The organism is Rothia sp. HMSC073B08 (genome assembly GCF_001812975.1).
GTDB lineage: Bacteria > Actinomycetota > Actinomycetes > Actinomycetales > Micrococcaceae > Rothia > Rothia mucilaginosa.
The window spans coordinates 75,822-100,208 of record NZ_KV811060.1 but is presented as its reverse complement, the minus strand read 5'-3'; the positions used below and the strand labels follow the sequence as shown (position 1 = coordinate 100,208).

At 60.3% G+C, this 24,387-nt stretch carries 16 protein-coding genes; 7 read left to right on the top strand and 9 right to left on the bottom strand.

From position 1 onward, the window contains the following. Positions 1-831 precede the first annotated feature (831 nt). Positions 832-963, top strand: coding sequence for a hypothetical protein (locus HMPREF2884_RS09430; RefSeq protein WP_256388069.1), 132 nt, complete (start codon positions 832-834; stop codon positions 961-963). A 257-nt stretch (positions 964-1,220) separates the two neighbouring features. Next, positions 1,221-2,555 carry a uracil-xanthine permease family protein gene (locus HMPREF2884_RS03870; RefSeq protein WP_070599574.1) on the top strand — a complete coding sequence of 445 codons (1,335 nt, stop codon included), beginning with the start codon at positions 1,221-1,223 and terminating at the stop codon, positions 2,553-2,555. Between the two features lie 110 nt (positions 2,556-2,665). Here the strand turns inward: HMPREF2884_RS03870 and HMPREF2884_RS03865 are convergent, their stop codons facing one another. The 4 genes from HMPREF2884_RS03865 to HMPREF2884_RS03850 all read right to left on the bottom strand — a co-directional run bounded on the left by HMPREF2884_RS03865 (position 2,666) and on the right by HMPREF2884_RS03850 (position 6,804). Further along, positions 2,666-4,183: an ATP-binding protein gene (locus tag HMPREF2884_RS03865; RefSeq protein ID WP_070615784.1), complete on the bottom strand. Its 1,518-nt coding sequence runs from the start codon at positions 4,181-4,183 to the stop codon at positions 2,666-2,668. Positions 4,184-4,375: 192 nt separating this feature from the next. Beyond that, positions 4,376-5,188, bottom strand: coding sequence for an HAD family hydrolase (locus HMPREF2884_RS03860; protein WP_070615782.1), 813 nt, complete (start codon positions 5,186-5,188; stop codon positions 4,376-4,378). Positions 5,189-5,239: 51 nt separating this feature from the next. Then, entirely contained in the window at positions 5,240-5,785 is a 546-nt protein-coding gene (locus HMPREF2884_RS03855) for a YbhB/YbcL family Raf kinase inhibitor-like protein (RefSeq protein WP_070615780.1), read from the bottom strand. 83 nt (positions 5,786-5,868) lie between these two features. Beyond that, positions 5,869-6,804, bottom strand: a complete 936-nt coding sequence (locus HMPREF2884_RS03850) for a carbohydrate kinase family protein (protein WP_070615778.1) — start codon at positions 6,802-6,804, stop codon at positions 5,869-5,871. A 287-nt stretch (positions 6,805-7,091) separates the two neighbouring features. On the opposite strand from HMPREF2884_RS03850, the gene HMPREF2884_RS03845 reads away from it, so the two are divergent. Continuing rightward, on the top strand, positions 7,092-8,528 hold the full coding sequence (locus tag HMPREF2884_RS03845) for a glyceraldehyde-3-phosphate dehydrogenase (RefSeq protein WP_005507956.1): 1,437 nt from the start codon (positions 7,092-7,094) through the stop codon (positions 8,526-8,528). Between the two features lie 147 nt (positions 8,529-8,675). Here the strand turns inward: HMPREF2884_RS03845 and HMPREF2884_RS03840 are convergent, their stop codons facing one another. The 4 genes from HMPREF2884_RS03840 to HMPREF2884_RS03825 form a co-directional block, all read right to left on the bottom strand. Continuing rightward, positions 8,676-9,872 (bottom strand): putative glycoside hydrolase family 15 protein, encoded by a 1,197-nt coding sequence (locus tag HMPREF2884_RS03840; RefSeq protein ID WP_049326811.1) that lies wholly within the window; start codon positions 9,870-9,872, stop codon positions 8,676-8,678. Further along, the gene (gene pelF, locus HMPREF2884_RS03835; protein WP_049326812.1) at positions 9,862-11,577 is read right to left on the bottom strand and encodes a GT4 family glycosyltransferase PelF; all 1,716 of its coding nucleotides are present in this window, start codon (positions 11,575-11,577) and stop codon (positions 9,862-9,864) included. The genes HMPREF2884_RS03840 and pelF overlap by 11 nt, the downstream gene beginning before the upstream one ends. A gap of 33 nt (positions 11,578-11,610) precedes the next feature. Beyond that, entirely contained in the window at positions 11,611-12,966 is a 1,356-nt protein-coding gene (locus HMPREF2884_RS03830) for a hypothetical protein (RefSeq protein ID WP_070615777.1), read from the bottom strand. 476 nt (positions 12,967-13,442) lie between these two features. Then, positions 13,443-18,332 carry an NAD-glutamate dehydrogenase gene (locus HMPREF2884_RS03825; RefSeq protein ID WP_070615775.1) on the bottom strand — a complete coding sequence of 1,630 codons (4,890 nt, stop codon included), beginning with the start codon at positions 18,330-18,332 and terminating at the stop codon, positions 13,443-13,445. A gap of 240 nt (positions 18,333-18,572) precedes the next feature. On the opposite strand from HMPREF2884_RS03825, the gene HMPREF2884_RS03820 reads away from it, so the two are divergent. Beyond that, positions 18,573-19,487 (top strand): shikimate dehydrogenase, encoded by a 915-nt coding sequence (locus tag HMPREF2884_RS03820; protein ID WP_070615773.1) that lies wholly within the window; start codon positions 18,573-18,575, stop codon positions 19,485-19,487. A gap of 84 nt (positions 19,488-19,571) precedes the next feature. Here HMPREF2884_RS03820 and HMPREF2884_RS03815 read toward each other — a convergent pair whose 3' ends face one another. Further along, complete coding sequence (locus tag HMPREF2884_RS03815) at positions 19,572-20,864, bottom strand: MFS transporter (protein ID WP_070615771.1); 1,293 nt, start codon at positions 20,862-20,864, stop codon at positions 19,572-19,574. A gap of 236 nt (positions 20,865-21,100) precedes the next feature. Here HMPREF2884_RS03815 and HMPREF2884_RS03810 point away from each other — a divergent pair, with 236 nt between their 5' ends. The 3 genes from HMPREF2884_RS03810 to HMPREF2884_RS03800 all read left to right on the top strand — a co-directional run bounded on the left by HMPREF2884_RS03810 (position 21,101) and on the right by HMPREF2884_RS03800 (position 24,312). After that, entirely contained in the window at positions 21,101-22,087 is a 987-nt protein-coding gene (locus HMPREF2884_RS03810; RefSeq protein WP_070615769.1) for a glycosyltransferase family 2 protein, read from the top strand. 62 nt (positions 22,088-22,149) lie between these two features. Continuing rightward, on the top strand, positions 22,150-23,142 hold the full coding sequence (locus tag HMPREF2884_RS03805; RefSeq protein WP_005507972.1) for a glycosyltransferase family 2 protein: 993 nt from the start codon (positions 22,150-22,152) through the stop codon (positions 23,140-23,142). Between the two features lie 54 nt (positions 23,143-23,196). Then, on the top strand, positions 23,197-24,312 hold the full coding sequence (locus HMPREF2884_RS03800; protein ID WP_210398935.1) for an acyltransferase: 1,116 nt from the start codon (positions 23,197-23,199) through the stop codon (positions 24,310-24,312). Positions 24,313-24,387: the final 75 nt, after the last annotated feature.

Here is a 24,387-nt window from a genome sequence, read left to right as displayed (position 1 = left end):
TCCAACCACACTCAACTCTGAAGAGCCGGTAAACCTGACCCTTGAACCCGGCGAGTCTAGCGCTGGGTATCGGCTGGGTTATTATTGTCCGGGTGGAAATGCTCGGTATTTCCTCCGGCCTGGGCTACGAGATTCTCAACGCCCGCTGAAATGCTCACAGCGACCCTGGTGATCGGACTGCTCGACATTATTCTGGATGCGCTTGCCTCCCGCCTGCTACGCCAGTGCCGAAGGCAGTAAATTCTTCTAGCTGATTCTCCCCGCCTATTTAATTTGAAACTCGCATACTTTTACCCCTATATATATTTAAGAATGAAAGCTTTTTCATAAGGAAGGTAGGCATCATGAAAACCGAAAAATCGAAAGAAATTTTCTGGAGCATCATCTCAATTCTCGTAGGCGGAGTAGCCTGGCTAACCATGCAGAATATTTCATGGGGTGTAGTAGACCCCGCGAAAGTCGGTTTCGTATTCGCAGTAATCGGCCTCATTTCTCTTATCTGGGCTCTCTTCAATAAAAACTCAGATAGCTCACGAACGCACGAGACTATACGTAACGCCAATAGGTCAAAGGAGGATTAAGGAGGGTTATTCATTAGGGGTGTACCCCCCCAACCGCCTAACCACTCTTCACCACACCGAAAAACAACGGCCCCTCACCTCTTGTCCACGTATGATGGTGAAATACAAAAACCAACCACCAACCATACACGCACAGGTAGGAACCGTTGCCTTCTCGCCGTACCACCGGCCTGACCCCAGCACAATTCACGACCCTCCTAGCACTCCTGCTACTCACTTTGAGCTGCAGGTCGTTGGAGGCGCCGGTTACGTGGCTGATTCCCCGACTGCTCGTCGCCTGCGTGAGGCGTCGTTCCTGCCGGTTCAGTCCCCGACCGAGGGTCACCTGCGTTATGAGCTGGCGCGTTACGATCACCTGGATAACCTGCGTGACGCTCTCTAAGCCATTGAGCTGCGTGTAGCGAGTGTTTTTATTCGCTCTTTGCATCAATACCCCGTATATGCCTTGAACTGCATATACGGGGTATTGATGCATTCTGGGCTATATATTAGGGGTTTGGGGCTCATCATAAGAGAATATATGCCCCGCTCAACGTATCCCTGCTCATATTTACAGCCGTTTAGCTGTGACCTATGCCTGTATACGCGTAGAATTATGTGGAATTTTATACACCACCACATTCACCTCAGGAGCTCCCTTTGAGCATCTCTAAACTTCTCGGCTTTGACTGGTCGATTCACGGCGACGGTCGAAGCATTCAGCCCGGTTCCTTCGTCGCCCCGAACGAGCGCCTCGCCTGGCCGATTACTATCGGCATTGGCGCGCAGCACGTGGTTGCAATGTTCGGCGCAACCTTCCTCGTGCCGATTATTACCGGCTTCCCGCCGGCAACCACCCTGTTCTTCTCGGGTCTCGGCACGGTCCTGTTCCTGCTCATTACTCGCGGACGCGTCCCCTCCTACTTGGGTTCTTCGTTTGCGTTCATTGCGCCTCTGGCGGCTGCCATGAACTCGCACGGCCCCGCTGGCGCCCTCGGCGGCATCGTTATGGCGGGTATCGCCCTGTTCCTGGTCGGCTTGATCGTTCAGTTTGCTGGCACCGGCTGGCTCACCAAGCTCATGCCGCCGGTTGTCACCGGCTCGATTGTGGCGCTGATTGGTTTCAACCTGGCAAAGAGCGCTAAGGACAACTTCATGATGGCACCGGTGACCGCACTGGTGACCCTGTGCTCCATCATCCTGATTTCGGTGCTCTTCAAGGGCATCATTGGCCGCCTGTCCATCCTGCTGGGTGTGGGTATCGGCTACATCACCGCCGTGATTCGCGGTGAGGTAGACTTCTCCAAGATTGACAAGGCTGTGCAGACCCAGGGCATCATTGGCCTGCCGCAGTTCCAGACCCCCGAGTTCCACTGGGAGCTCGCCGGCCTGTTCATCCCCGTGATTCTGGTGCTCGTGGCTGAGAACATCGGTCACGTGAAGTCTGTTGCTCTGATGAGCGGCAAGAACCTCGACGACTACTCCGGCCGCGCCCTCATGGCGGACGGCCTGGCAACCACCATCGCCGGTATGGGCGGCGGTTCCGGTACCACCACCTACGCTGAGAACATCGGCGTGATGGCTGCGACCAAGGTGTACTCCACCGCGGCGTACTGGGTGGCTGCTATTTTCGCGATTGCGCTGTCCATGTTCCCCGCGTTCGGTGCGGCAATTGCAACCGTTCCCGCGGGTGTTCTGGGCGGTGCCGCAACCGTTCTGTACGGCATGATCGGTATGCTTGGTGCCCGTATTTGGAGCGAGAACCGCGTGAACTTCTCGAACCAGATTAACCTGACTACCGCCGCTGTGGCGCTGATTGTGGGTATTGCGGACTACACCTGGACCTTCGGTGAGCTGTCTTTCGCCGGTATTGCTCTGGGTACCGCGGCAACTCTGATTATCTTCCACCTGATGACTTTCATCGCGAAGTACACGAAGGCTGCTGGCGACCCGTTGGAACCCTTCGACCCTGAGAAGAGCACTGAGGTGCACTAGGCTCCTCACGGCCCGGCAGGAGTGATTCTCCTGAGGCGTAGGGCATAGAAAAGCGGCCCGGATGGAAACCAATCCATCCGGGCCGCTTTTGTTGTTAGCCCGATGTTCGATTAGGCCAGGCGGTATGTCGTATTGCGGTTACCTCGACCGCCTTCACGCACAATCACGCCCTCTTGAAGAAGCTTTGTCAGAACGTACCGGACCTGCGGCTTCTGCAGCTCAGCAAAAGGCCCGGGAAGAGCACCCATGATGTCGTCGATACCGGCGGGGTGGCGTAGCGAGCGCAGAGCGAGGAGCACCGCCTCCTGACGGCTGCTGGGAACCGTAGGTGACGATTGGTGCGGGCCTGCTTCCGACTTCTGCTGCGGTGAACCGACATCGGCGGCACGAGCACCAACCAGAGGCTCCCGGCTAATAATCGCGGTAAAACGAATGACCCCATCAATGAATTGGATGGGTTTCAGCCCTGCCTGACGCACCGCCTCCTGGGCAGTGTAGATGCCGCTACCCTCACCCTCGATGACTCGGTATCCGTCGTCGGGGGTTGTTACGTGCGTGCAGACGTCATACAGGCGGTCATTCACGCGGGAACGTTCCCCATACTCTTGCAGACGCTGGAGAGTGATTCCGTATAGACCACCGGGGTTTTCTACAGAGATTCGGTCGGGGAAAATCCTGACGCGCACCTCTTCGGTATCTGCTTTGGGGTTGAGGCTACGATGTACGAGTGCATTCGACAGAATCTCACGAAGGGCAATATCGGGTACTTCCCGCCCGTTGACGAGATGCCCATTGGACAGCTCGACAACCGGGTGTGCCAGGTTCCGATTGATCCATGCCAGAGTCTCTTCGAGCATGGCGGGGATGGGGCCGTCCGCCTCGAATTTATCGAGGTTGCGAGCTTTACCGTTTGGGTCGATGACGACTCCGGTGACTTTGAGCGAGGGCCTGAACTCTTGGGGGTAAGAACCCAAGGCGTACAGGCCGGCAAGGGAAAGGTTGTCGGTTCCGAGGGCAATAATTCCCTTGCGGCGGAGCACTTCTTCATCGGAGCTTCCAGCAAGGCGGCGTGATTTAGCGCGTACGTCTCGCAGATAAGCAGTTTTGAGGCCTTCGTCTAGATCAGCCGTGGAGGTGTATTCCACCGGCTCCTCATCGAATCCGGTACGTGTCCGCTGAGCCACCATCAGGTCGGTTTCGTGGCGGCTCATTTCATGGTCACCGTCACCGGAACGCACGTACGCTTTACCGCCAATGTAGGCGGGGCGTTCGTAGGGAGGTAGCGGAGGGATTGCGGCAACAAAGATTTTGGCGTCTTCGTAGAGGATGGTGCCGGATTCCATGGTGTTCGGCGGTTTGAGGCCCCTGCGGAGCTTGTTGCCCAGGGTTTTTTCTAGGTCTGCGGGGTCGTATACGCCTACAGGAGCGAAGTCATTATTCTCATCGAGGCCGCAGATAATGATTCCGCCCGTGGAACTATTGGAGAAGCTACTGAGGGTTGCGTCTAGGCTTCCGGGGTAGCCTCCGTGGGCTTTTTTGACCTCAATAAACTGCGTATCGCTACCGTGAGTGCGCAGTAGTTTGATGGTTTCAGTAAGCCATTCGGGGGTCCATTCCACGTTGTTCATACAAAAAATTTTAGTCTAGACACAAATCAGATGTAAATCAGACACAAAAATTTGAGTCTAGACATAAATTTTTATGTCTAGACTCAAATTTTTTATGTGTAGACATAAAAGTTTATGTCTGCGTTATGTCTGCGGAGGCTCACCCAACCGCTCGTGCTGAATAGCTAGTACTGGGTGGCTAGTACTAGGTGCCTAGGACCGTTCGGCGAGCATCGCCTCAATCGTCTGCGCCACACCGTCCTCATGGAAGGGCGGGCAGGTGCGCCCCACCTTCGCAATGAGCGCCGGCTGCCCCGAGGCCATGGCGAAGCCCTCCCCCGCCCAGCAGAGCATCTCCGCATCGTTCGGCATGTCACCAAAGGCCATCACCTCGTGCGCCTCAATGCCGTGGCGTGCCGCGAACTTCTCCAGAATCCGCCCCTTATTCACGGTCTTAGAGCCCATCTCGACCAAGGGTTCGCCCACCACGCCGCGCGTGACGGCCACGAGCGATCCCACGGCCTGGTGCACGCGCGCCTGCAGAATATCGGGGTCCATGCCGGGCACGCGAATCAGGTACTTAATGACGGGCGTGGAGCCGATGCGCTCGAGCGCCTCGGCGATTTTCGCCTCCACTACGCGGGCGCCCTCGAGCACCTCGCCGCCCTCGTGCGGCCCCTGGATAAAGACGGTATCCACGGTTTCCAGGGTGTAGGTGGCGTCAGGGAACATGGGCTCCAGCAGCTCGTGAGTACGGGCAATCACCGCGGGATCAGCGCCGTTGACTTCTTCCACCTCGTTCGCGCCCAGGTGGTACACCACGGCGCCGTTGGAGCAGATGGCGTAGGAGTCGAAGTCGGTCTGCTCGCGCAGGGGCGTGAGCCAGCGGCTCGGGCGGCCGGTGACGAAGACGATGTCGATTCCGGCGGCGCGGGCGGCCTCAAGGGCGCGCAGGGTACGCGGACGGAACCGGAAGTCGTGCCCGATGAGGGTGCCGTCCAGGTCGCTGGCGATGAGCTTGATCATGCAGATATGCCTTCAGTGGTGGGGTGTATCGGTGCTGGTTAGGGCTACGCGCTATGCCGCCGGTTCCGCGTAGGTGACGGTCAGGAACGCGCGACCCAGACCGTGGCCGAGCAGGTTAAAGTTCACGACGGCGGGGCTGGCGTTCTCATCAATGTCGAGCTTCTCCACGTCCACGGCGGTGACGCAGAAGATGTAGCGGTGCGGGCCGTGACCAGCCGGAGGGGCAGCACCCAGGAAGCCCGCCACACCTGCGTCGTTGCGGTGCGTCAGGGCGCCGGCGGGTGCATCCGCGCCAGTGTCAATGCTGGTCACGTTGGCGGGAATGTTGGAGACAGTCCAGTGCCAGAAACCACTGGGGACCGGCGCATCCGGGTCGAAGCAGGTCAGCACGAAGGACTTGGTGCCCTCGGGGAATCCGCTCCAGGACAGCTGCGGGGAGCGGTCCTGACCGCCAGCAATGCCGAAGAGGGCGGAGCGCATCCATTCGGGGGCGGTGCCGCCGTCCTGAATGTCGGTGGAGGTCAGGGTGAATTCGGGCAGTTCGGGCAGGCCCGCGTAGGGTTCGCGGGGCAGGGGTGCGGTGCCGATGTTGGTCATGGTGCTCCTCAGCGTTGGGGTGCGGGTGGATATGGCGACGCCGGCGGACAGAGTGAGCTATCCGCCGGCGAGGCGTAGATTATTTAGCCGTTGAGTACAGCGGTCAGTTCTTCACGGGTGGGCGGGTTAGCGCCCGCGCGGGAGACGGTGATGCCGGCTGCGGTTGCGGAGAAACTCAGCAGGTCGGCGATGTCTTCGGCGGTCAGTGCGGCGACCTTGGCGCGCGCCTCAGCGCCGGCGATACCGCGGTCGAGCAGGCCCGCGATGAGTGCCGCCATGAGGGAGTCACCGGCGCCGACGGTGTCCGCAACCTCAACGCGGTGTGCAGGCTGGCTGACGCCCTCGGGGTACTTCTTGGTGAAGGCGATGGGGCCATCCTCGCCGCGGGTGATGACCATCAGCTCGGCGCCGAGGTCAAGCCACGCGCGTGCGGTGTCATCGAGGGAGCGGTCGGGGTAGAGCCACTGCAGATCCTCGTCGGATGCCTTCACAACGGTGGAGAGGGACACGAACTTTTCAGCCCATGCGCGGCCCTCGTCAACGTTGTGGATGAGGGTGGGGCGGCAGTTCGGGTCGTAGCTGAGCAGGGCGCTGTCGCGAGCGGCTTCGAAGGCTGCTGCGACCACGTGCGCGCCGGGTTCGAGCATGGCGGCGATGGAGCCGGTGTGCACTGCGTCGGAGGTGCGTGCCAGTTCGGTGAGCTTCTCGGCGACGGAGTCGAGGGACCAGGTGATGTCGAACTCGTACTCTGCCGCGCCGTCGGCGCCAATGGTTGCCTGGGCGACGGAGGTGCGCTCAGCACTGTGTTCGAAGGGCAGGGTCACCTGGGATGCTTCCAGGTGTGCGTCAATGCTCTTGCCGTAGGCGTCGGGGCCGTAGTGGCCGACGAAGTTGGTGGGGTGGCCGAGACGGCGTGCGCCGACGGCTACGTTCATGGGCGATCCGCCGGGGTAGGCGCGGGTTTCTCCGTCGTGCTGGTGGACGACGTCTACGAGTGCTTCACCGATTACAGTCAACATGGTTTCAATTCTACTCATGTTTTCCGGGTCGTGACGTGTGTTTTTGTGGGTATTTAAAGTGGTTTTGCTTTCCCTTTTGAGGGCTTATGTTGGCTTGCCGTGTGGGTTCACAAACTGCCTTCTGTCTCTTCTGACTTTTAGCCTCAATATCGCTAATTTTGAGGCTCTGAAGGGGTCCGCACGGGTTAGACTTAAACCGACGCCGGGTCTTAACGCCCGGCACGGTATTGACGCGACAGCATCGTCGCGCCTACCCTCCAACGACGAAGTTAGGAAGAAGGTCATACGTGACGACTGCAACCGCTACCTGGGTTAACCGTGAGGCTACCGCAGAGGAGCTGATCCCCCTCATCGGTAAGCTGCACCGCGAGAACGGCGTGGTGCTGAGCATTCACGGCCGCAGCCTGGTCAACAAGTCTGTCATTGAGTTGCTGAAGCTGCACGATTTCGTATCCCACATCGATGGTGCGCCCCTGAACCCCGCGCACTCCCTCGAGCTGGTTCGCGCCCTGGTTGAGCTGAACCTGGGCGCGTGCTCGATTAACATTGCTGCTCTGCACAAGGCACACCACGAGGCTGGCTCCCCCGAGCTGTCCATGTGGCTGCCCGAGCAGCTGGGTTCCTCCGTGAACCACCAGGGTGACCAGCCGAAGGAGCAGGACGTTGTGCTGTACGGCTTCGGTCGTATTGGTCGCCTGCTGGCTCGTATTCTGCTGGAGCGTTCCTCCTCGCCGCTGGGTTCTGGCCTGAACCTGCGCGCTGTTGTGGTCCGTAAGAACGGTGACCAGGACCTGGTCAAGCGTGCGTCCCTGCTGGAGCGCGACTCTGTTCACGGCCCGTTCAAGGGCGTTATTGAGGTGGACGAGGAGAACAGCACCATCATCGCTAACGGTGTTCCGGTTCGCTTCATTTACTCCTCTGACCCGACCACTGTCGACTACACCGAGTACGGCATCAAGGACGCTCTGCTGGTGGACAACACCGGCCGCTGGCGCGACGTTCCGGGCCTCGAGCAGCACCTGAACTGCCCCGGTATTTCTCGTGTTCTGCTGACCGCTCCCGGTAAGGGCGACATGAAGAACATCGTGTTCGGTGTGAACGACAACGTCATCACCGATGAGGACAAGATCCTCTCCGCAGCATCCTGCACCACCAACGCGATCACCCCGGCACTGAAGGTTCTGGATGACGCATACGGTGTTGAGCGCGGCCACGTTGAGACCGTCCACGCGTTCACCAACGATCAGAACCTGATCGACAACTTCCACAAGGGTGACCGCCGCGGTCGCTCCGCTGTGCTGAACATGGTCATCACCGAGACCGGTGCTGCAAAGGCTGTTTCGAAGGCTCTGCCGCAGCTGGAAGGCAAGCTGACCGGTAACGCGATCCGCGTTCCCACCCCGGACGTCTCCATGGCAATCCTGAACGTGAAGCTGACCAAGCCCGCAGGTTCCGCTGAGGAACTGAACGAGCTGTTCCGCCGCGAGTCCATCGACGGCGAGCTGCGCCGCCAGGTGGGCTACTCGGATTCCCCCGAGGCTGTTTCCACCGACTTCGTGGGTTCCCGCACCGCAGGTGTTGTGGACTCGCTGGCTACCGTGGTGACCGATGACTCCGCAATTGTCTACGTCTGGTACGACAACGAGTTCGGTTACTCCTGCCAGGTGATTCGCGTTCTGGAGCGCATGGGCGGCTACGACGTGCCCTCCTACCCCGCTAAGTAAGCTACCCCAGCTCATCTAGCACACATATAGCAAACCCACCGGTACATATAGCCATTTGGCTATATTGCCGGTGGGTTTGTTTATGAGGTTATATGCGCAAATAAGGGGTGTCGCACAGAAGCTCAGAAGAGCTACGCGAGCGGTGAATTACGCCTTACGGCGGTACACCACACCCTGATGTGCCCGCAGCGTGAAGCTCAAGGGCACTGGGCGGTTTGCCGCATCCACCAGGCCGGAAGGAACCTTCACGGTCACATCCTTCGAGCCGGTGTTCAGGGCAGCCCAACCGCGCGTAAAGGCACGAGTCTGAGCGGTCTTCTGAGCGATAATGCCGCCGACCGGATCGCCCAGGTCGTAGGAAAGCTCCGGGGCGTGCGGGATCTCGTCGTAGGCGTCGTGGTGGGTTGCGCTGATGCCGGTGAAGGCGCCTCCACCAAACACCCAGAAGCCCGCCAAACCGTACAGGAAGTTCTCATCCGTACCGGTAATAGCAGCCTTGCGGTCGCTGAGCGGGGTACGCAGAATCGTCACCTTCTTCTGCGAGGCGGCGCTACGGCCACCCAGACCCGCAAAAGTAGTACCCAGGTTCACGTCGCCCGCCGAGCCGTTCGCAATCTCACGACCCTGCATCACGGCGTACGGCGAAGACAGGTAGTCGTTCGGACCCCAGCCGAGCCACACCTCCTCAAAGCCGCCACCGTAGGCGCTGTGACGCTCCCACTTGCCGTAACGCAGACGAGACTCAGCAATATTGGGCACCAGAATCTTGCCGATTTTATTCAGCTCAATACCGGCGTACGCGACCAGAAAATCCAGGTGCTCACGGATCTTCGTCATAGACTCCACACCCTGGATGGGCAAGTTCAGGTCGTAGTAGTCGTTCTCGATGTCGTTATCCGCCATGACCCCGTCGAAGGGTGAGTTACGCATTTCGCGCACCACAGCGTCCACCCACTGCCAACGGTAGTCGGCGTTCCACACCTGCATCTGGAAGTGCTTGGGGTAGCCCTTCCATTCGATACGGTCACCGTTGAGGCGGTGGGCGAAGAAATCCTTACCGGAGTTCGCCATCGATTGCGCCAGCGGGTAAGAGACACCCGAAGAATAGATCGGGCCGGGCTCATAAGAGCGGGTGGAGGACAGGCACTTGTACGCCAGCACCACCATTTGAGGTGCACGCTTCTTCAGGTAGCGTGCCGCGTCCAGTTCCCAGGGCTGCAGGATTGCGACAGAGTAGTTCTTGACCGCAAAATCGAGCTGCTGCTGGGTAATGGGCTTACCGCCGTAGCGGACCCAGGCACCAAATTTGCCGGGTCCGCCCAAGCGGGTGAGTTTATTCGCCATCGTACTCCGGGTCGAATTCGGGGGCGCGAGGGGGCAGCTTGCCCAGCTCGCGGTAGATCGTGTTGTAGCGGTCCATGACCAGTCGCAGCTGGAAGAAGCTGACGATACGGTCGTAGGCGTTCACACAGTAGCGTTCGTAGATGCTGGGCTCCTCCATGAGGGTGCGCAGCGCCGCCGCGAAGCCGTGAATATCGCCGGGGATGGTCAAGATACCGCAGTTACCGATTTCGTGGCCGTCGGGGGCGACCAGCACATCGTCGATGAGCTGGGACATACCGCCCACGTCGGTGCTGACCAGCGGGATGGACGCAGCCATCGCCTCGAGCGCCACAATCGGCTGACCCTCATTGTAGCTGGGCATGAGCAGCAGGTCGAAGCGGTCGAGCATCGCACGCACGTTCACGGTGCCGTGGAAGGTGATGTACTCGCCCATGTTGAGCTCTTCGATGGTGCGCAGGCACAGCTCGTAGTACTCGGGCAGGTGGTCCTTGGGGCCGAGCACGTCCAGGTGGAAGTTCACCAGACCCTGATCGCGCAGCACCGCGAGGGAGCGAATCAGGTCGGTCAGGCCCTTAATAGGCACCACGCGGGCGATGAACACGAAGCGCCACACGTGGCCGCGGCCCTCAGCGAGGATGCGGGCACGCGCCGACTGGCGGGCGTAGTAGGCTTCCGCCACGGACTCGATGAGCATACCGTTGGGCAGAATGATTGCGCGGTCCTTCTCGCCCGCGTTCATCTGGTCGATGGGCGCACCAATACCGCGTGCCTCTTCCAGTGCCTTGGGGTACAGGTAGGTTGCCATGTCGGCGCTGGGGTAGCAGAAGCGTCCCATTTCGACGAACCAGACGGACCAGGCACGCTCGTCGAGGGTGACCGGGCCCAGGCCGGGGTGCTCACGCTCCTCGTTGAGGAAGGCGTAGTCGGTGGTGACGGGCTTCGCCATGTTGCGCTCGAGCTTGGTGTTCACGGTGTCGCGAATGTACAGGTTGTGCTCGGTCAGCAGGAAGCTGGTGCCGTGGTCACGTGCGGCTGCGGCGGCGATGAGTGCCGCGTACCCGGTGGTGTGGGCGTGGTAGACGCGGGCGTGCGGCATCCGCTCGTGCAGGATCGCAAAGAGGATGGAGACGAAGTCGCGCACCTTCCAGAAGAGCTCACCGAAGGGCACCTCGGAGAAGAAGCCCAGACCCGCAATCGCCTGCATGAACTCACGGGTTCCGAAGAGACCGAAGAGGTTGTAGCTGCGGGTTGCGGGGTTGATGCCCTCGTCGTAGAGCTTCCAGAGGGGGTTCACGTCGCCGGCGATGAGGGCGCTGAATCCGTCCATGAGGCGCTGGGTGAGCGCCTGACGCTCCGCAAAGTTCATGCGCAGTGCGGAGGGGTCGCAGGCTTCCGCGAAGGCGTCGCGGTTGACTTCCAGGCTCAGGTACAGCACCTTGACCCACTTGACGTTCTCGGGCATGCCGTAGAGGTCTTCGTGGGGGGAGTTCTTATCCCAGGCGATGTGAATAATGCCGTAGGTCAGATCCGGGTTTTCGCAGACGATATCGTGCACCACCGCGGACACCCCACCCTTGAGGTAGGGGTAGGTGGATTCCATGATGATGGCGACGTCAACGTCCGGGTATTCGGGGTCGCTGTAGTGGGGGCCGGGAGCCGGAAGCTGCAGCGGCGCGTAGTGGTTTCGGTACATCTGTTCAGTCATTGTCGTGTGTATCTTTCGCGGACCGTGCGGTTCTTACCAGGCGAGGGCTCGACGCCAGAAGAGGGAGTACTCGGGTGCAGCCCACGCCTGACGGTAGACGCGGTAGCATGCGAAGGCGAGCACTGTCTCGCCCACGATGATGGGCAGGTAGCCGGTCTCGTTGGGCAGGATCATGAAGGAGATGAAGAGCAGCACCAGGTGCGCTGCGGAGAGCAGCTGCACGGTGACGTACATGGTCATGTACTCGATCTGGTAAATCAGCAGTGCCACTGCAACGAAGAGGAACGCCACGACCAGGCCGGAGAGCGCCAGCGGGTAGGACTGCGGCAGGAAGATGAACATCAGGATGCCGGTGACAATAGCGCTGGCGATGTAAATCAGCAGGGAGTTACGGATAGCGTGGTTGGAGGTGCGCAGAGCCTTCGAGGACTCCTCCTGAACACCCTTGTAGGGCAGGCGGTCGAAGATGGTCCACAGGTGCTGGATGCTTGCGTTGACGCGGTCTGCCTCCACCACGAAGAAGTAGTTGTAGGCGATAACGCAGGGGATCAGGCTCAGGTAGATTGCCACGACGTTGATTTCACCGCCGGTGACCAGGAAGAGCATGTACTTATCAGCCCAGATGATGGAGCCGGTGAAGAAGCCGCGCAGGGCGTCGAGCGCAATGTCCTTGAGCGGGATGCGCGCGAAGTGCAGCAGGTGCACCAGGTCCTTACCGAGGCTCACAAGCAGGATGAGCGAACCAACCAGCGGCGGCAGGAACCAGATGACGGGATAGCAGTACAAGGCAAGAGTGTAGCCAAGCCACGCGATGAACCAGATGATGCGGTTCTTCGCGAGGTTCGGGATGACCAGCAGCTGCGCGAACGCAATGTTGAGAACGCCCAGGACGAAGAACGCACCGAATGCAGTCGGGCTCCAGTGAAGAACGAGGGCGACCGGAATTGCGAAGAGCAGCACCAGCGGCATGGTCATGAAGAAGAGATAGAGCCAGTTGCGGGTGAACGCGGTCAGGTCGGTAATGTCCTGGAACTGCGGCTCGGACATACGTGCGCGTACGGCTCGTGCTTCGGCACGCTTGAGCTGGTGCTCAAGGGTTTCAGCGTGAATACGCAGGCCTTCGCGGGCATCCGCAATCTTCTTGTGCTCCATCTGGATAGCACGGTAAAGGGGCAGGCAGGCTGCCTGGCTGAGCCAAGGAACGGTAATGGACGCCGCCAGAATCACCTGGATCAGGGGTACACCATCAAGGTTGTACCGGTTAATGGTCGGGGTGACCATGGGGAAGACGGTGGTCAGCAGGGCGACCGGAGAGACGTAAAGCAGAAAGTTAATGAGGAGGCGCCATGCGCTGTTGCTTTTTTCCTCAGTACCGTGGTTGGTAGACAATCTTGCAGACTTTCAGTCGATAATCGTAAAGATTAGGGGCAGTGTGTTTGAACAGCACCGTGTGACGCGCCAGGGGAAAGAGTCGTCGTACCGAGAAGTGCCGGGTCCCCATGGCTTGCGCTGATGCCGCCGTGAATCAATATACGGCATATATCAACTAAAACCTTTGGTTTCCTTAACCCTCTACTTGATATTTGGAGGGATTTAGGACACACCCACATAATGCGCATCACACAAGAATGCAAAACATCTAGTGAGAGCAATATTCTATGCAATATACGCGGGGTGCAACAACCTTGATTTGGGTGCTCCACGCTAGGTGCTGACGCGCTGGCACACCGGCACAAGGTTCACCCAACCAAGGATCCCCCGCACTACCTGTGCACGCACCATGTGTCCCTGCGCAAAAGCATCCCGGCCCCTCCCACCGGGAGGGAACCGGGATGCTCTAAGCGACCCTAACGGGCCTTAGCTATTTAGGATGCACTCGAGAGAGTACGCAGTGCCACGGACACTACAGCCAGGCGCGGGTGACCCGTGACGTCCAGAGCGGCCTCGCCAATCTCCTTCAGGATGCGGTCGATGTTACCCACGCGGGTCGGGTGCTCTTCAATCCAGGTAGCCAGTGCCTTCTGCGCACCGTCCACGGTGGAGAAGTCACCCTTCGCGCCCTCTGCCACAGACAGTGCCAGACCTGCAGCGGTCTCGTAGAGGCTGCCGCGCAGTGCCTGACGTGCCAGGATCTCCCAGCGGTCGCTGCGGGGCAGGTCGGAGATGAGGCCGAGCAGCTCGTCCACCTTGAAGCGGTCGTAGGTTGCGAAGTAGACCGGTGCCAGCGAGGTTGCCTCGAAGTCGTGGTCGCGTGCCGAACGGATGACGTCCAGCAGGGCGTAGCCCTCGAAACCGCGGATCCAGATGACGATGAGTTCCTCGGGCAGGCCCCATGCCTCGCCTGCGTCGCGCTTTGCACGAACACGCTCGCGGGAGGTACCGGAGAGGTACTCGGGCAGGTTATGGCGCATCTCGACGACGGAACCGAAGGTCTCCAGCAGCTCAGAGATGCTGGTGCCAGCAACCACGCCACGCTCGGTGATGAACCAGCGGACAGCACGATCCAGAACGCGCTGGTTGTCGCGCAGAACGGTGAACCATGCGTCCAGCGGGGTCTTCGGGGGCAGTTCGCGGTGCAGCTTAGCTGCGGTGCCCAGCTCGAAGAGCTCGCGAGCGACGATGAAGGCGCGTGCGACGGAATCGATACCGACGTTGAACTCCTCCATCACGCGGTATGCGAAGGTGATACCGCCAATGTTGACCAGCTCGTTAGCGACGCGGGTGCAAATGATTTCCTTACGCAGCGGGTGCGAGTCCAGGTGCTGACCGAAACGCTCGACCAGTGCTGCCGGGAAGTAGCTGCGCAGAACGCCTTCCAGGTAGGGGTCGTCCGCGAAGTCGGTCTGCTCCAGTGCGTGGGTGAGGTAAATCTTCACGTACGCAGCCAGGACGGACAGCTCGGGGCGGGTCAGGCGGTCGCCGGTGGTCTCCAGACGCTCGTCCAGCTCCTCGTCGGTGGGCAGGAACTCGACGGCGCGGTTCAGGCCGGCGTGCTCTTCCAGGTCGTGCATGAGGCGCTTGTACAGGTTGGTGCCCAGGAAGGAGCCGTGGAACTCACCCTGCAGCAGAACGTTCTGCTCAACGTTGGTCTCGAGGACCTTGCCGCCGACCTCGTCCTGCAGGGACTCGATGAAGGAAGCACGCTCTTCGCTGGACAGCTCGCCGTGTGCCACGAGGCGGTCCACCAGAATCTTGATGTTGACCTCACGGTCACTGGTTTCCACACCTGCGGAGTTGTCGATTGCGTCGGTGTTGAGGATAACGCCGTTGAGCGCAGCCTCAATACGACCCAGCTGGGTGAAGCCGAGGTTACCGCCCTCGCCAACAATCTTGGCGCGCAGGTCCTTACCGTTGACGCGCAGTGCATCGTTAGCCTTGTCGCCAACCTGTGCGTTGGTCTCGGTGGATGCCTTCACGTAGGTACCGATACCGCCGTTGTAAATCAGGTCGACCGGTGCCTTGAGGATTGCGGAAATCAGCTCGGTCGGTGCCAGCTCGGTAACGGACTCATCCAGGCCCAGAACCTCGCGCACCTCGGGGGTAATCTCGATGGACTTCAGACCGCGAGAGTACACGCCACCACCGGCGGAAATCAGGTCGCGGTTGTAGTCCTGCCAGGAGGAACGGGGCAGGTTGTACAGGCGCTGACGCTCGTCGAAGGACACTGCCGCGTTCGGGTTCGGGTCCAGGAAGATGTCGCGGTGGTCGAATGCTGCGACCAGGCGGGTTGCCTTGGAGCGGAGCAGACCGTTACCGAACACGTCACCGGACATGTCGCCAATGCCGACTGCGGTGAACTCTTCGGTCTGAGCGTCGTGGCCGAGCTCAGCGAAGTGACGCTTGACGGACTCCCATGCACCACGTGCGGTGATGCCCATAGCCTTGTGGTCGTAACCGACGGAGCCGCCGGATGCGAAGGCGTCGCCCAGCCAGAAGCCGCGCTCCAGGCTGATTGCGTTTGCGGTGTCGGAGAATGCTGCGGTGCCCTTATCCGCTGCAACCACCAGGTAGTAGTCGTCAGCGTCGCGTGCTACAACACCTTCGGGGCGGACAACGGTCTCGGAGCCGTCGGTGCCCACTGCGAGGTTGTCGGTGACATCCAGCAGGGAGCCGATGAAGACCTTGTAGGACTCGCGGCCCTCGGTGATCCATGCGTCACGATCCACTGCGGGGTCGGGCAGCTGCTTGGGGTAGAAGCCACCCTTCGCGCCGGTGGGGATAATGACGGCGTTCTTCACCATCTGGGCCTTGACCAGGCCGAGCACCTCGGTGCGGAAGTCGTCACGGCGATCCGACCAGCGCAGGCCACCACGTGCAACGCTACCGAAGCGCAGGTGAACACCCTCAACGCGCGGGGAGTAGACGAAAATCTCGAACTTGGGGCGGGGCAGGGGTGCGAAGTCGATCTCCTGCGGTGCCACCTTGAACGCGAGTGCGGGGCGGTCAGCAAGGTATGCGTTGGTGCGCAGGATAGCGCGGATAACCTTGCCGAGGGAGCGCAGGTAGCGGTCAGCGTCCAGGGTGGGGATCTGGTTCAGTTCCTCAACCAGGGCTGCTTCGATTTCGTCACGGCGTGCATTGCGCTGCTCATCGTTGAGACCGTTGTTCGGGTCGAAGCTGACCTCGAAGAACTCGACCAGGTGCTTGGTGATGGCCGGGTTAGCGAGCAGGGTGTTCGACATGAAGGACGGGGTGTAGCCCAGGCCCAGCTGAATCAGGTAGTGGTTCAGGGCACGGAACAGACGTACTTCCTGCCAGGTCAGGCCCTCAGCCAGGATCAGGCGGTCCAGGGTATCGGACTCGCGCTCACCGAGCAGGTAGGCGTTCAGGGCATCCTCGTACAGGGAAGCCACAGCGTTTGCGTCCACGCCCTCGGGGAATTCAACTCCGAAGTCGTAGAGGTAGCCGTAGTCTTCGCCGTCCTCAGGCTTGAACTCGTAGGGCTTCTGATCAACAACGACCAGACCCATATTCTGCATAACCGGCAGAAGCTCGGTGAGGGTGTGAGGTGCGGACAGGTAGGTCTTCAGTCGGGTGGTGTTGGCTTCGCCGGCTTCAACCTTGATTGCGGCGGGCTTCTGGCCCGAGAGAGATTCAAGAATCACGATATCCTCGATTGCTTGTTCTACTGTGTAATCGGCTCGGTAGGCTGCGCTAGTCGCATCTGCCCAGGCTGATGCGAGTCGGCGGCCTGCCGCTCCGGGTTTCCATGCCTCAATAGCAGCTGCGGTTGCTTCCACCCAGGAGCGGGCGGCTTCTTGCAGTCGCTTTTCGAGAGCTTGATGATCCGTCTTCGGCACATCGTTGGGGTTGGTGAGCCGAATGCGGAAAAATAGACGCGCCAACGATGAGGAGGACAGGTACACCTCATGGTCGATGGCACTAAGATCAAATTCCTGTTGGAACACCCTCTGGATACGGGAGCACACGTTCGTGTTGTAACGATCCCGAGGCAGGTACACCACGGCGGAAATAAACCGGTTGAACCGGTCAGCGCGCAGGAACAGGCGGGTCTTGCGGCGCTCCTCCAGGCCCATGATGCCGCCGAACGTATCGGTCAGATCATTAGCGGAAGCGTGCAGCAGCTCCAGGCGCGGGTAATCCTCCAAGGCACCCAGAAGCGCCTTGTCAGAGTAAGAACCGGGGTGGTAGCCAAGGCGGCGGCGCACCATCGCGATACGCTCACGCACCAGCGGAGTCTCAATAGCGGGCAGTGCGTACGCCTGGCGGGTGAACAGACCCAGAATGACGTACTCACCAATCACGCGGCCGTTCAGGTCGAAGCGGCGCACACCAATGTAGTCCAGGTAGTCGTTCCGTGCGACAGTGGAGCGGGAATTCGCCTTCGTGATGTACAGGGGGCGCGGGAACAGGGCACGCTCCAGGGTCTCACCCGAAAGGGGGATGCGGCTCCTACCCTCCGTGGTGCGCAGAATACCGAGCGCCGAACCGGGGCGGTCCACCAGAGAAATAGCGCCGGAGGTGCCGTCCAGCACACGCTCCTTAACACCCATGAACACGAAGTTGCCGCGGGCCAGCCAGCGCAGGAAGTCCTGTGCCACCTCCACACGGGATGCAGGCTCCACACCGCGCGGGTTGGCGGCGTAGGATTCCTCACCATGACCCAGGGTTGCGCCGCGCAGGTCGTACATGGACTGCGCCAGGTCGAAAACGCGGGCGACCATGGCATCCAGGTCGGTGTGGCAGGCGCGAACGTCAGCGAGGACGCGCTCAACTTCCTTCTCGCAGCGGCGCTGCTCTTCCTCAGTGAGGTAGCGGGTCAGGCGAACCGCAATCCAGGATTCAATAGCGACAGTGGTACCCGCCGGGGCGTTCTCGCTGAGCTTGAGGGAGGGCACGCCAAGGGTGGCGGTATCACCGCTGGCAAGGTTGCCGCGCATGCCGGTGCCGCGCAGGCTCAGGAGGGTACCGTCCGGGCCGCGTTCAGCGAGGAAGGTAGGGTGAAGAATGGTGACGAAACCACCAAAGTGCGTGGCAAGGCATGCGGTCAGGGAGCTGACGATGTGCGGCATGTCGTCGGTCGCGACGTACAGGGTGGTGTTGTACTCGTCGTTGCGTGCGGCAACGACAGGGGTCTTGGGCAGGCGGATTTGAGCCAGCGCACGGTGGGTGCGAGCCAAATCCTCTAACTCTGCCGGGGTGAACTCTTCACGCTCATCTTCGGGGCTGTTCAGGAAATACTGCTCGACCCATGCATCGGCGCCAGCGAAGTGTGCCATAGCCTTGTCAGTCATTGACAATCTATCCTCCGAATATCGGTATCACTTCACTGTGACGGTGTCTGTGTGGTCTCATGTGCGCGCCGTGGCGCGCGAGCACTTATACCAAGCTTATACCTTCGAGGTGTTTCTGTCAGACATATCGCTCTTGTGGGCGTAGAAATTATTTTTATCTTCTTCCCAACTCCAGCGCGCATTTGGTACGGGTTCAAGAAAGTAGGTGCATCTTACGAGGCGGACACGTACAGTGAAACTATGAGTTTGCGTACTGAATCTTTCCTGGTGGGCCTCATTGGTGACGGCATCACCTCCTCCCTGACCCCTCCCATGCATGAGGCGGAGGCGGACGCGCACGGGGTGCGCTACCTGTACCGCCCCGTCGACCTGGACGCCCTGAACCTGGATGGCGCCTCCGCCCCGGCGCTTCTGGATGCGGCGGCGCTACTCGGCTTCAACGCTTTCAACATCACGCACCCGTGCAAGCAGTCGGTCATGGAGCACCTGCACGAGCTTTCGGATGCGGCACGCGCCCTGGGCGCGGTCAATTGCGTAGTGATTGGCGAGGACGGCAGCTTCTACGGCGACAACACGGACTACTCCGGGTTCATTGCGGGATTGAAGCGCGGCCTGCCGCAGGTGGCGGAGAACCCGGCGCGCCTGGAGCACGTGGTGCAGCTGGGTGCTGGCGGTGCCGGTAGCGCCACGGCGTACGCGCTGTGCCGCCTGGGGGTGCGCCGTCTGAGTCTCTTTGAGCGTGACGCGGCGAAGGCGCAGGAGCTTGCGGAGCAGCTGGGCGGGCTCTTCCCGCAGACCCGGGTCGAGGTGCTGAGCGACGATGAGCGCTTGATTGAAGCTCTACTACAAGCTCAGGGTTTAGTGAACGCAACCCCGGTGGGTATGCACGTGCATCCGGGTATGCCGTTGAGCGAGTCGGCGCTGAACGCCGGGGTGTTGCGTGAGGGCCTATGGGTTGCGGATGTCATCTACCTGCCGCAACAGACGCAGCTGGTGCGCGCGGCGCGTGCCGCCGGGTGCGAGGTGCTGACGGGCGGCTACATGGCGGTGGGTCAGGCAGTGGATGCGTTCCGTCTCTTCACCGGATTGGAACCGAACGCTGAGCGTATGGCGGCGCATTTTGAGGCGCTGATTGCAGCTCAGCAGGGGGCTTAGAAGGTTAAACACGCAGGTGGGGTTGGATAGATATCTATCCAACCCCACCTGTATTTATTCTATATTCGGAATATATTCTGTGGGCTATGCATCCAGCTCAGCCAGGGACTTCTTGTACCCTTCACGAGCCGTCAGCGCACCCAACGCCACGAGCACACACATGGCAACCGTGAACATGGCGGGCAGCACCGCGTTATGCAGGTCGGCACCGGCGAGGCTCGTCGCCACGGCGGGCGCCACGCCTCCAGAAATTGCGAAGCCAATCTGGGTACCCAGCGCCAGGCCGGTCACGCGCACGCGGGTCGGGAACATCTCCGCATAGAAGGCGGGCCACACGCCGTTCGCCATGGAGTACAGCGCACCGTGCATGAGCACGCCGTAGGTGAAGATACCCACCCAGTTGCCCTCGGTAATCGCGCCGAGGTACGGGAACATCACCAGGGACGATGCAACCGCACCGGTAATGAACACGGGCTTACGACCGATCCGGTCGGCAAGCATGGCGGCGAGCGGAATCGCAATCAGGCCGAGGGTGTTGGAGGCGACCGGCACCAGCAGCATAGTGCTGCGGTCAAGGCCGTAACCCTTGGTGGCGAAGGAAAGCGCGAAGGTCGTGAAGACCATGTTCACGGTGTTGACCATGGCGCATACGGCAATGGTGAGCACGGCGCGCTTGTGGTGCTTGAAGACCAGCATGAGCGGGGATTCGGTGAGCTTTTCGCGCTGCAGGTATGCGGGCGGCTCGGAGAGGGTGCGGCGAATCAGCCAGGCGGTCACCACCACGAAGGCGGAGAGCCAGAAGGGTACGCGCCAGCCCCAGCTGAGCAGGTGCTCGTCCGGCAGAGCGGCGAAGGGAATGAACACGGCGGTTGCCAGCAGCGAGCCGAACTGGGTGCCCTGCAGGGTCCAGCTGGTCGTGAAAGCGCGCTGATGCTCGTTGGCGTGCTCCAGGGAGATGGAAATGGAGCTTGCCTGCTCGCCGGCGGCGGAGAGACCCTGAATCATGCGGCAGATGACCAGCAGGGTGGGGGCGAGGATACCCGCCTCGCTGTAGGTCGGCAGGCAACCGATTGCGAAAGTGGCAAAGCCCATCAGGAAGAGCGTGAGCATCAGGACGAATCGGCGGCCGTAGCGGTCACCGAGGGGTCCAACAATCATGGCGCCGAAGGGGCGCACAACGTAGGCGACGCCCACAACCACCATGGACTTGAGGATGCCGATGGCGGCAGTGTCTTCGGGGAAGAAGATGCGGTTGAGCACGATTGCCGCGGCGGTGCCGTAGACGGCGAAGTCGTAGTATTCGAGGGCGGAGCCTATCCAGCTGGCGAGGGCGGCTCGTCGTGGTGATCGGGCGGGCGCGTCGGTGCGTCGGCTCATGGGTGGCTCCTTCGGTACTATACCCGTTGGGAGGGGCGGGGCCGCGGTGTAGGCGGCCCGTGCGGTTTGTCAATGTGCCCTTCCAGTGTAGGGAGCACACCACCTGTTTTCCATAGGGTTACCTAAGTTCCCAGAGTGTGAAGACAGTATGAAGTAGGAATAGCAGGCTGATACCCCCAGCCCCCGTATGATGTATCTGTATGTAGTTCCGTCACCAATGTTCTCTAAGAGGTACCATGTCTTCACCGCGCACCAGCATCATCATGCCGGTCTACAACACGGCTGACACTGTCATCGCCGCGATGGAGTCCGTTCTGGCGCAGACCGACCCCGATTTTGAGTTGCTGGTAGTAGTTGACGGCTCCCCGGATTGTTCCTCGAAGGTGATTCGCGAGTTCCTGCAGAACACCCCCGACCCCCGCATCCGTCTGTTCGACAATGAGCAGAACGCCGGCGTGTCTGCAGCACGCAACCAGGGTCTGGATGAGGCGCGCGGCGAGTGGATTACGTTCATTGACTCTGATGACACGTACCGCCCCGAGTTCCTGGAGCGCCTACACGCCGCGGCGGCACGTAACGGCGCGGATGTGGCAACCTGCGGTCACACCATTGCCCGCGCCGACGGCTCCACGATGGACCGCCCGCAGGATGCGCCCGGTACGTACACGGGTCGCGATATTGCCATCAACTATCTGCTGAACCGTTTTACGGGTTTTGTGCACGATAAAATTTTCCGCGCTTCGCTCTTCTCTTCGGTACGTTTCGCAACCGATATTCACCGCGCCGAGGATGCCCTCGCGGTCTTTGAGTGCCTCATGCAGGCGCAGAAGCTTGAGGTTATCCCGGACTGCCTGTACCTGTACCACATGGGCTCTGAGGGTCTGACGTGGGGCCGCGTGACCCCGGTGGAGGAAAGTATCCGCCACACCCGCTACATGCGTGAAGCGGGTGCACCCCTGCTCTCCTCGAAGGAGGGTCAGCAGGCGATGGCGATTTCTTCTGCGGTGACCTACCTGAATAATGCCCAGCAGGCGCTCATGAGCGATAGCGCCGACTCGGACGCGGTAATCCGCGAGTGCCGCCGCCAAATCGAGTGGGGTTGGGTTGTGCCGGCGCTACGTTCTAGCCCGGTGGTGGGTGCGGCGAGCCTGCTGTTGAAGCTCTCCCCCGCCCTGTACCGCACCCTGTACGGCGCGTACGTTCGCCGCGCCTACGGCATGTAACCCCTCAGCGTTTTTATCATCACAGTTCTTATTAGCCCCGTTCTTAAAGGTTCCTGTCTTTCATGTCTGCCATCCCTCGCACGAGCATCATTATGCCGGTCTACAACACCGCTTCCACCGTCATTGCGGCGATTAAGTCGGTGCTGGCGCAGACCGACCCCAATTTTGAGCTTCTGGTCATGATTGACGGCTCCCCGGATCATTCGGCGCAACTGATTGCCGACTATCTGCAGCAGAACCCGGATGAGCGCGTGCGCGTGTTCAATAACCCCAAGAATCAGGGCCTGTCCGCGATGCGTAACCAGGGCCTGGATGAGGCGCGTGGCGATTGGGTGACGTTCCCCGATTCTGATGATGCTCTCTACCCGATTTTCCTGGAGCGCCTGCACCACCACGCGGAGCGTACGGGGGCGCAGGTGGTCAATTGCGCCCACAACATGGTGGCGACCGACGGTTCGACTACGCAGCGCCTGAAGGGTGCCCCCGGCACGCTGACCGGTCAGGAGGCGGCGTTCGCCCTGCTTAAGGATGAGCTGTCTCCTTACGCTTGGGATAAGATTATTCGCCGCGAACTATTTGAAGGTGTTCGATACCCGCAGATTGAACGAGCCGAGGATGAGTGCGCGCTATTGGACTGCTACCTACGAGCACAGAGCGTGACCGTCATTGACGAGCCGCTGTACGCGTACGCGGTGAGCGCGGGAAGCCTGACGTGGAGCCGTATTACTCCCCTGTCTGAGACTCGCCGCCTGCTGGAGTATTTTGAGAAGTCTCTGCAGCGTACGAGCACGTATCATCTGCTTGCCGGTCAGGAGGCGCTGACGATTGCCCGGGTTATTGCGTACCTGAATAACGCGCAGCAGGCGCTGATTGTGGGCGGTGAGAGCGCACCGGCTGTGCTGGCGGGTTGCCGTGCCGGTTTTACGGTGAGCGATGCGCTGCTTGCGTTGCGCATCCGCCCGGTGTTTGGTGCGGCGGGTCTGCTGTTGAAGACTAGCATGCCGCTGTACCGTCTGCTGTACGGCGCGTACGTTAAGCGGGTCTATAACCTTTAGAATTCGGGTGCTTGTACCCATCACACTCACACACATTGATTGGAGCGGATTTTCATGTCCTCCAAACCTGCATCGGCGCAGGTGGCGTCTTCTCAACCTGCGGATGCTCAGCCTGAGTCTCAGGTGCCTGCCGCGCGCCCTAGACCTGCGCGAAAGGTGTACCTGGACCTCATTAACGTTCTCGCCATTATCTTCGTGGTGGCGCTGCACGTGCGGTTCAACTACCGGGTGGATTATGATTCGCCCGGTTGGGTTCTCGAGAACATTCTTTCGGGTACCGCGGTTGCCGCGGTGCCGCTTTTCTTCATGGCCTCGGGCATTACCCTGCTGAATTTCACGAACCGTGAGAGTGTCGGCACGTTCTATAAGAAGCGTTTCACGAAGATTCTGATTCCGCTGCTGGTGTGGGGTCAGGTGTATCTCTTTGCACGCAGCTGGTTTATGCACACTCCCCTGCCTACGGGTGAGGAGATTCTGGCGGTACTGCTGGCACCGAACAAGGTGGGTGTGACCCTCTGGTATTTGGAGGCACTCATCGGTGTGTACCTGGTGTTGCCGATCTTCTCGTACGCCCTGCGCGGTGCCGGTGAGAAGAAGGTGCAGCTGGCGTGGCTGATGGCTGCTCTGGGTCTGCTGATGCCCATTGCAACTGCTTCTCTGCAGAAGATTAATCCGCAGTTTATGCCGGAGTTCTCTGCACCCATTGTGGGGTATGTGGGCTTCTGCTTCTTAGGTTATGCGCTGGCGAATACGGAGTTCAGCCTGCCGTGGCGTCTGGTCATCTATGTGCTGGGTATTGCCGGTTCCCTGACGCATATTCTGGTGGGCCCGTACCTGGTGCTGAACCACCCGGGTCTGGGCGGTTTGGCGACCGAGTACCTGTCTGTTCCGACGATTTTCTGGGCTTCGGCGGTTTTTGTATTCTTCAAGTCTCTGCCGCTGAATCGTCTGCCGGAGGCGGTTCAGACGGGTCTGCGTAAGCTGTCAGCTCTGACTTTTGGTGTGTACCTGATTCACCTGCTGATTATTCAGGGCCTCGCCGCCTACGGTTGGCCGCTGGTGGATTATCGTCTGGAGGCACCCTACGCGCTGCTGGTGTGGGCTTCTTCGCTGATTCTGGTATGGCTGCTGCGCTGGATTCCGCCGGTCCGCAAGTGGCTGATTCCCTAGCGGTGAGCCGCTTACCAGGTTTAAACGTTGGGAGGGGCACGTACATCATGTACGTGCCCCTCCCATAGGTTTTTA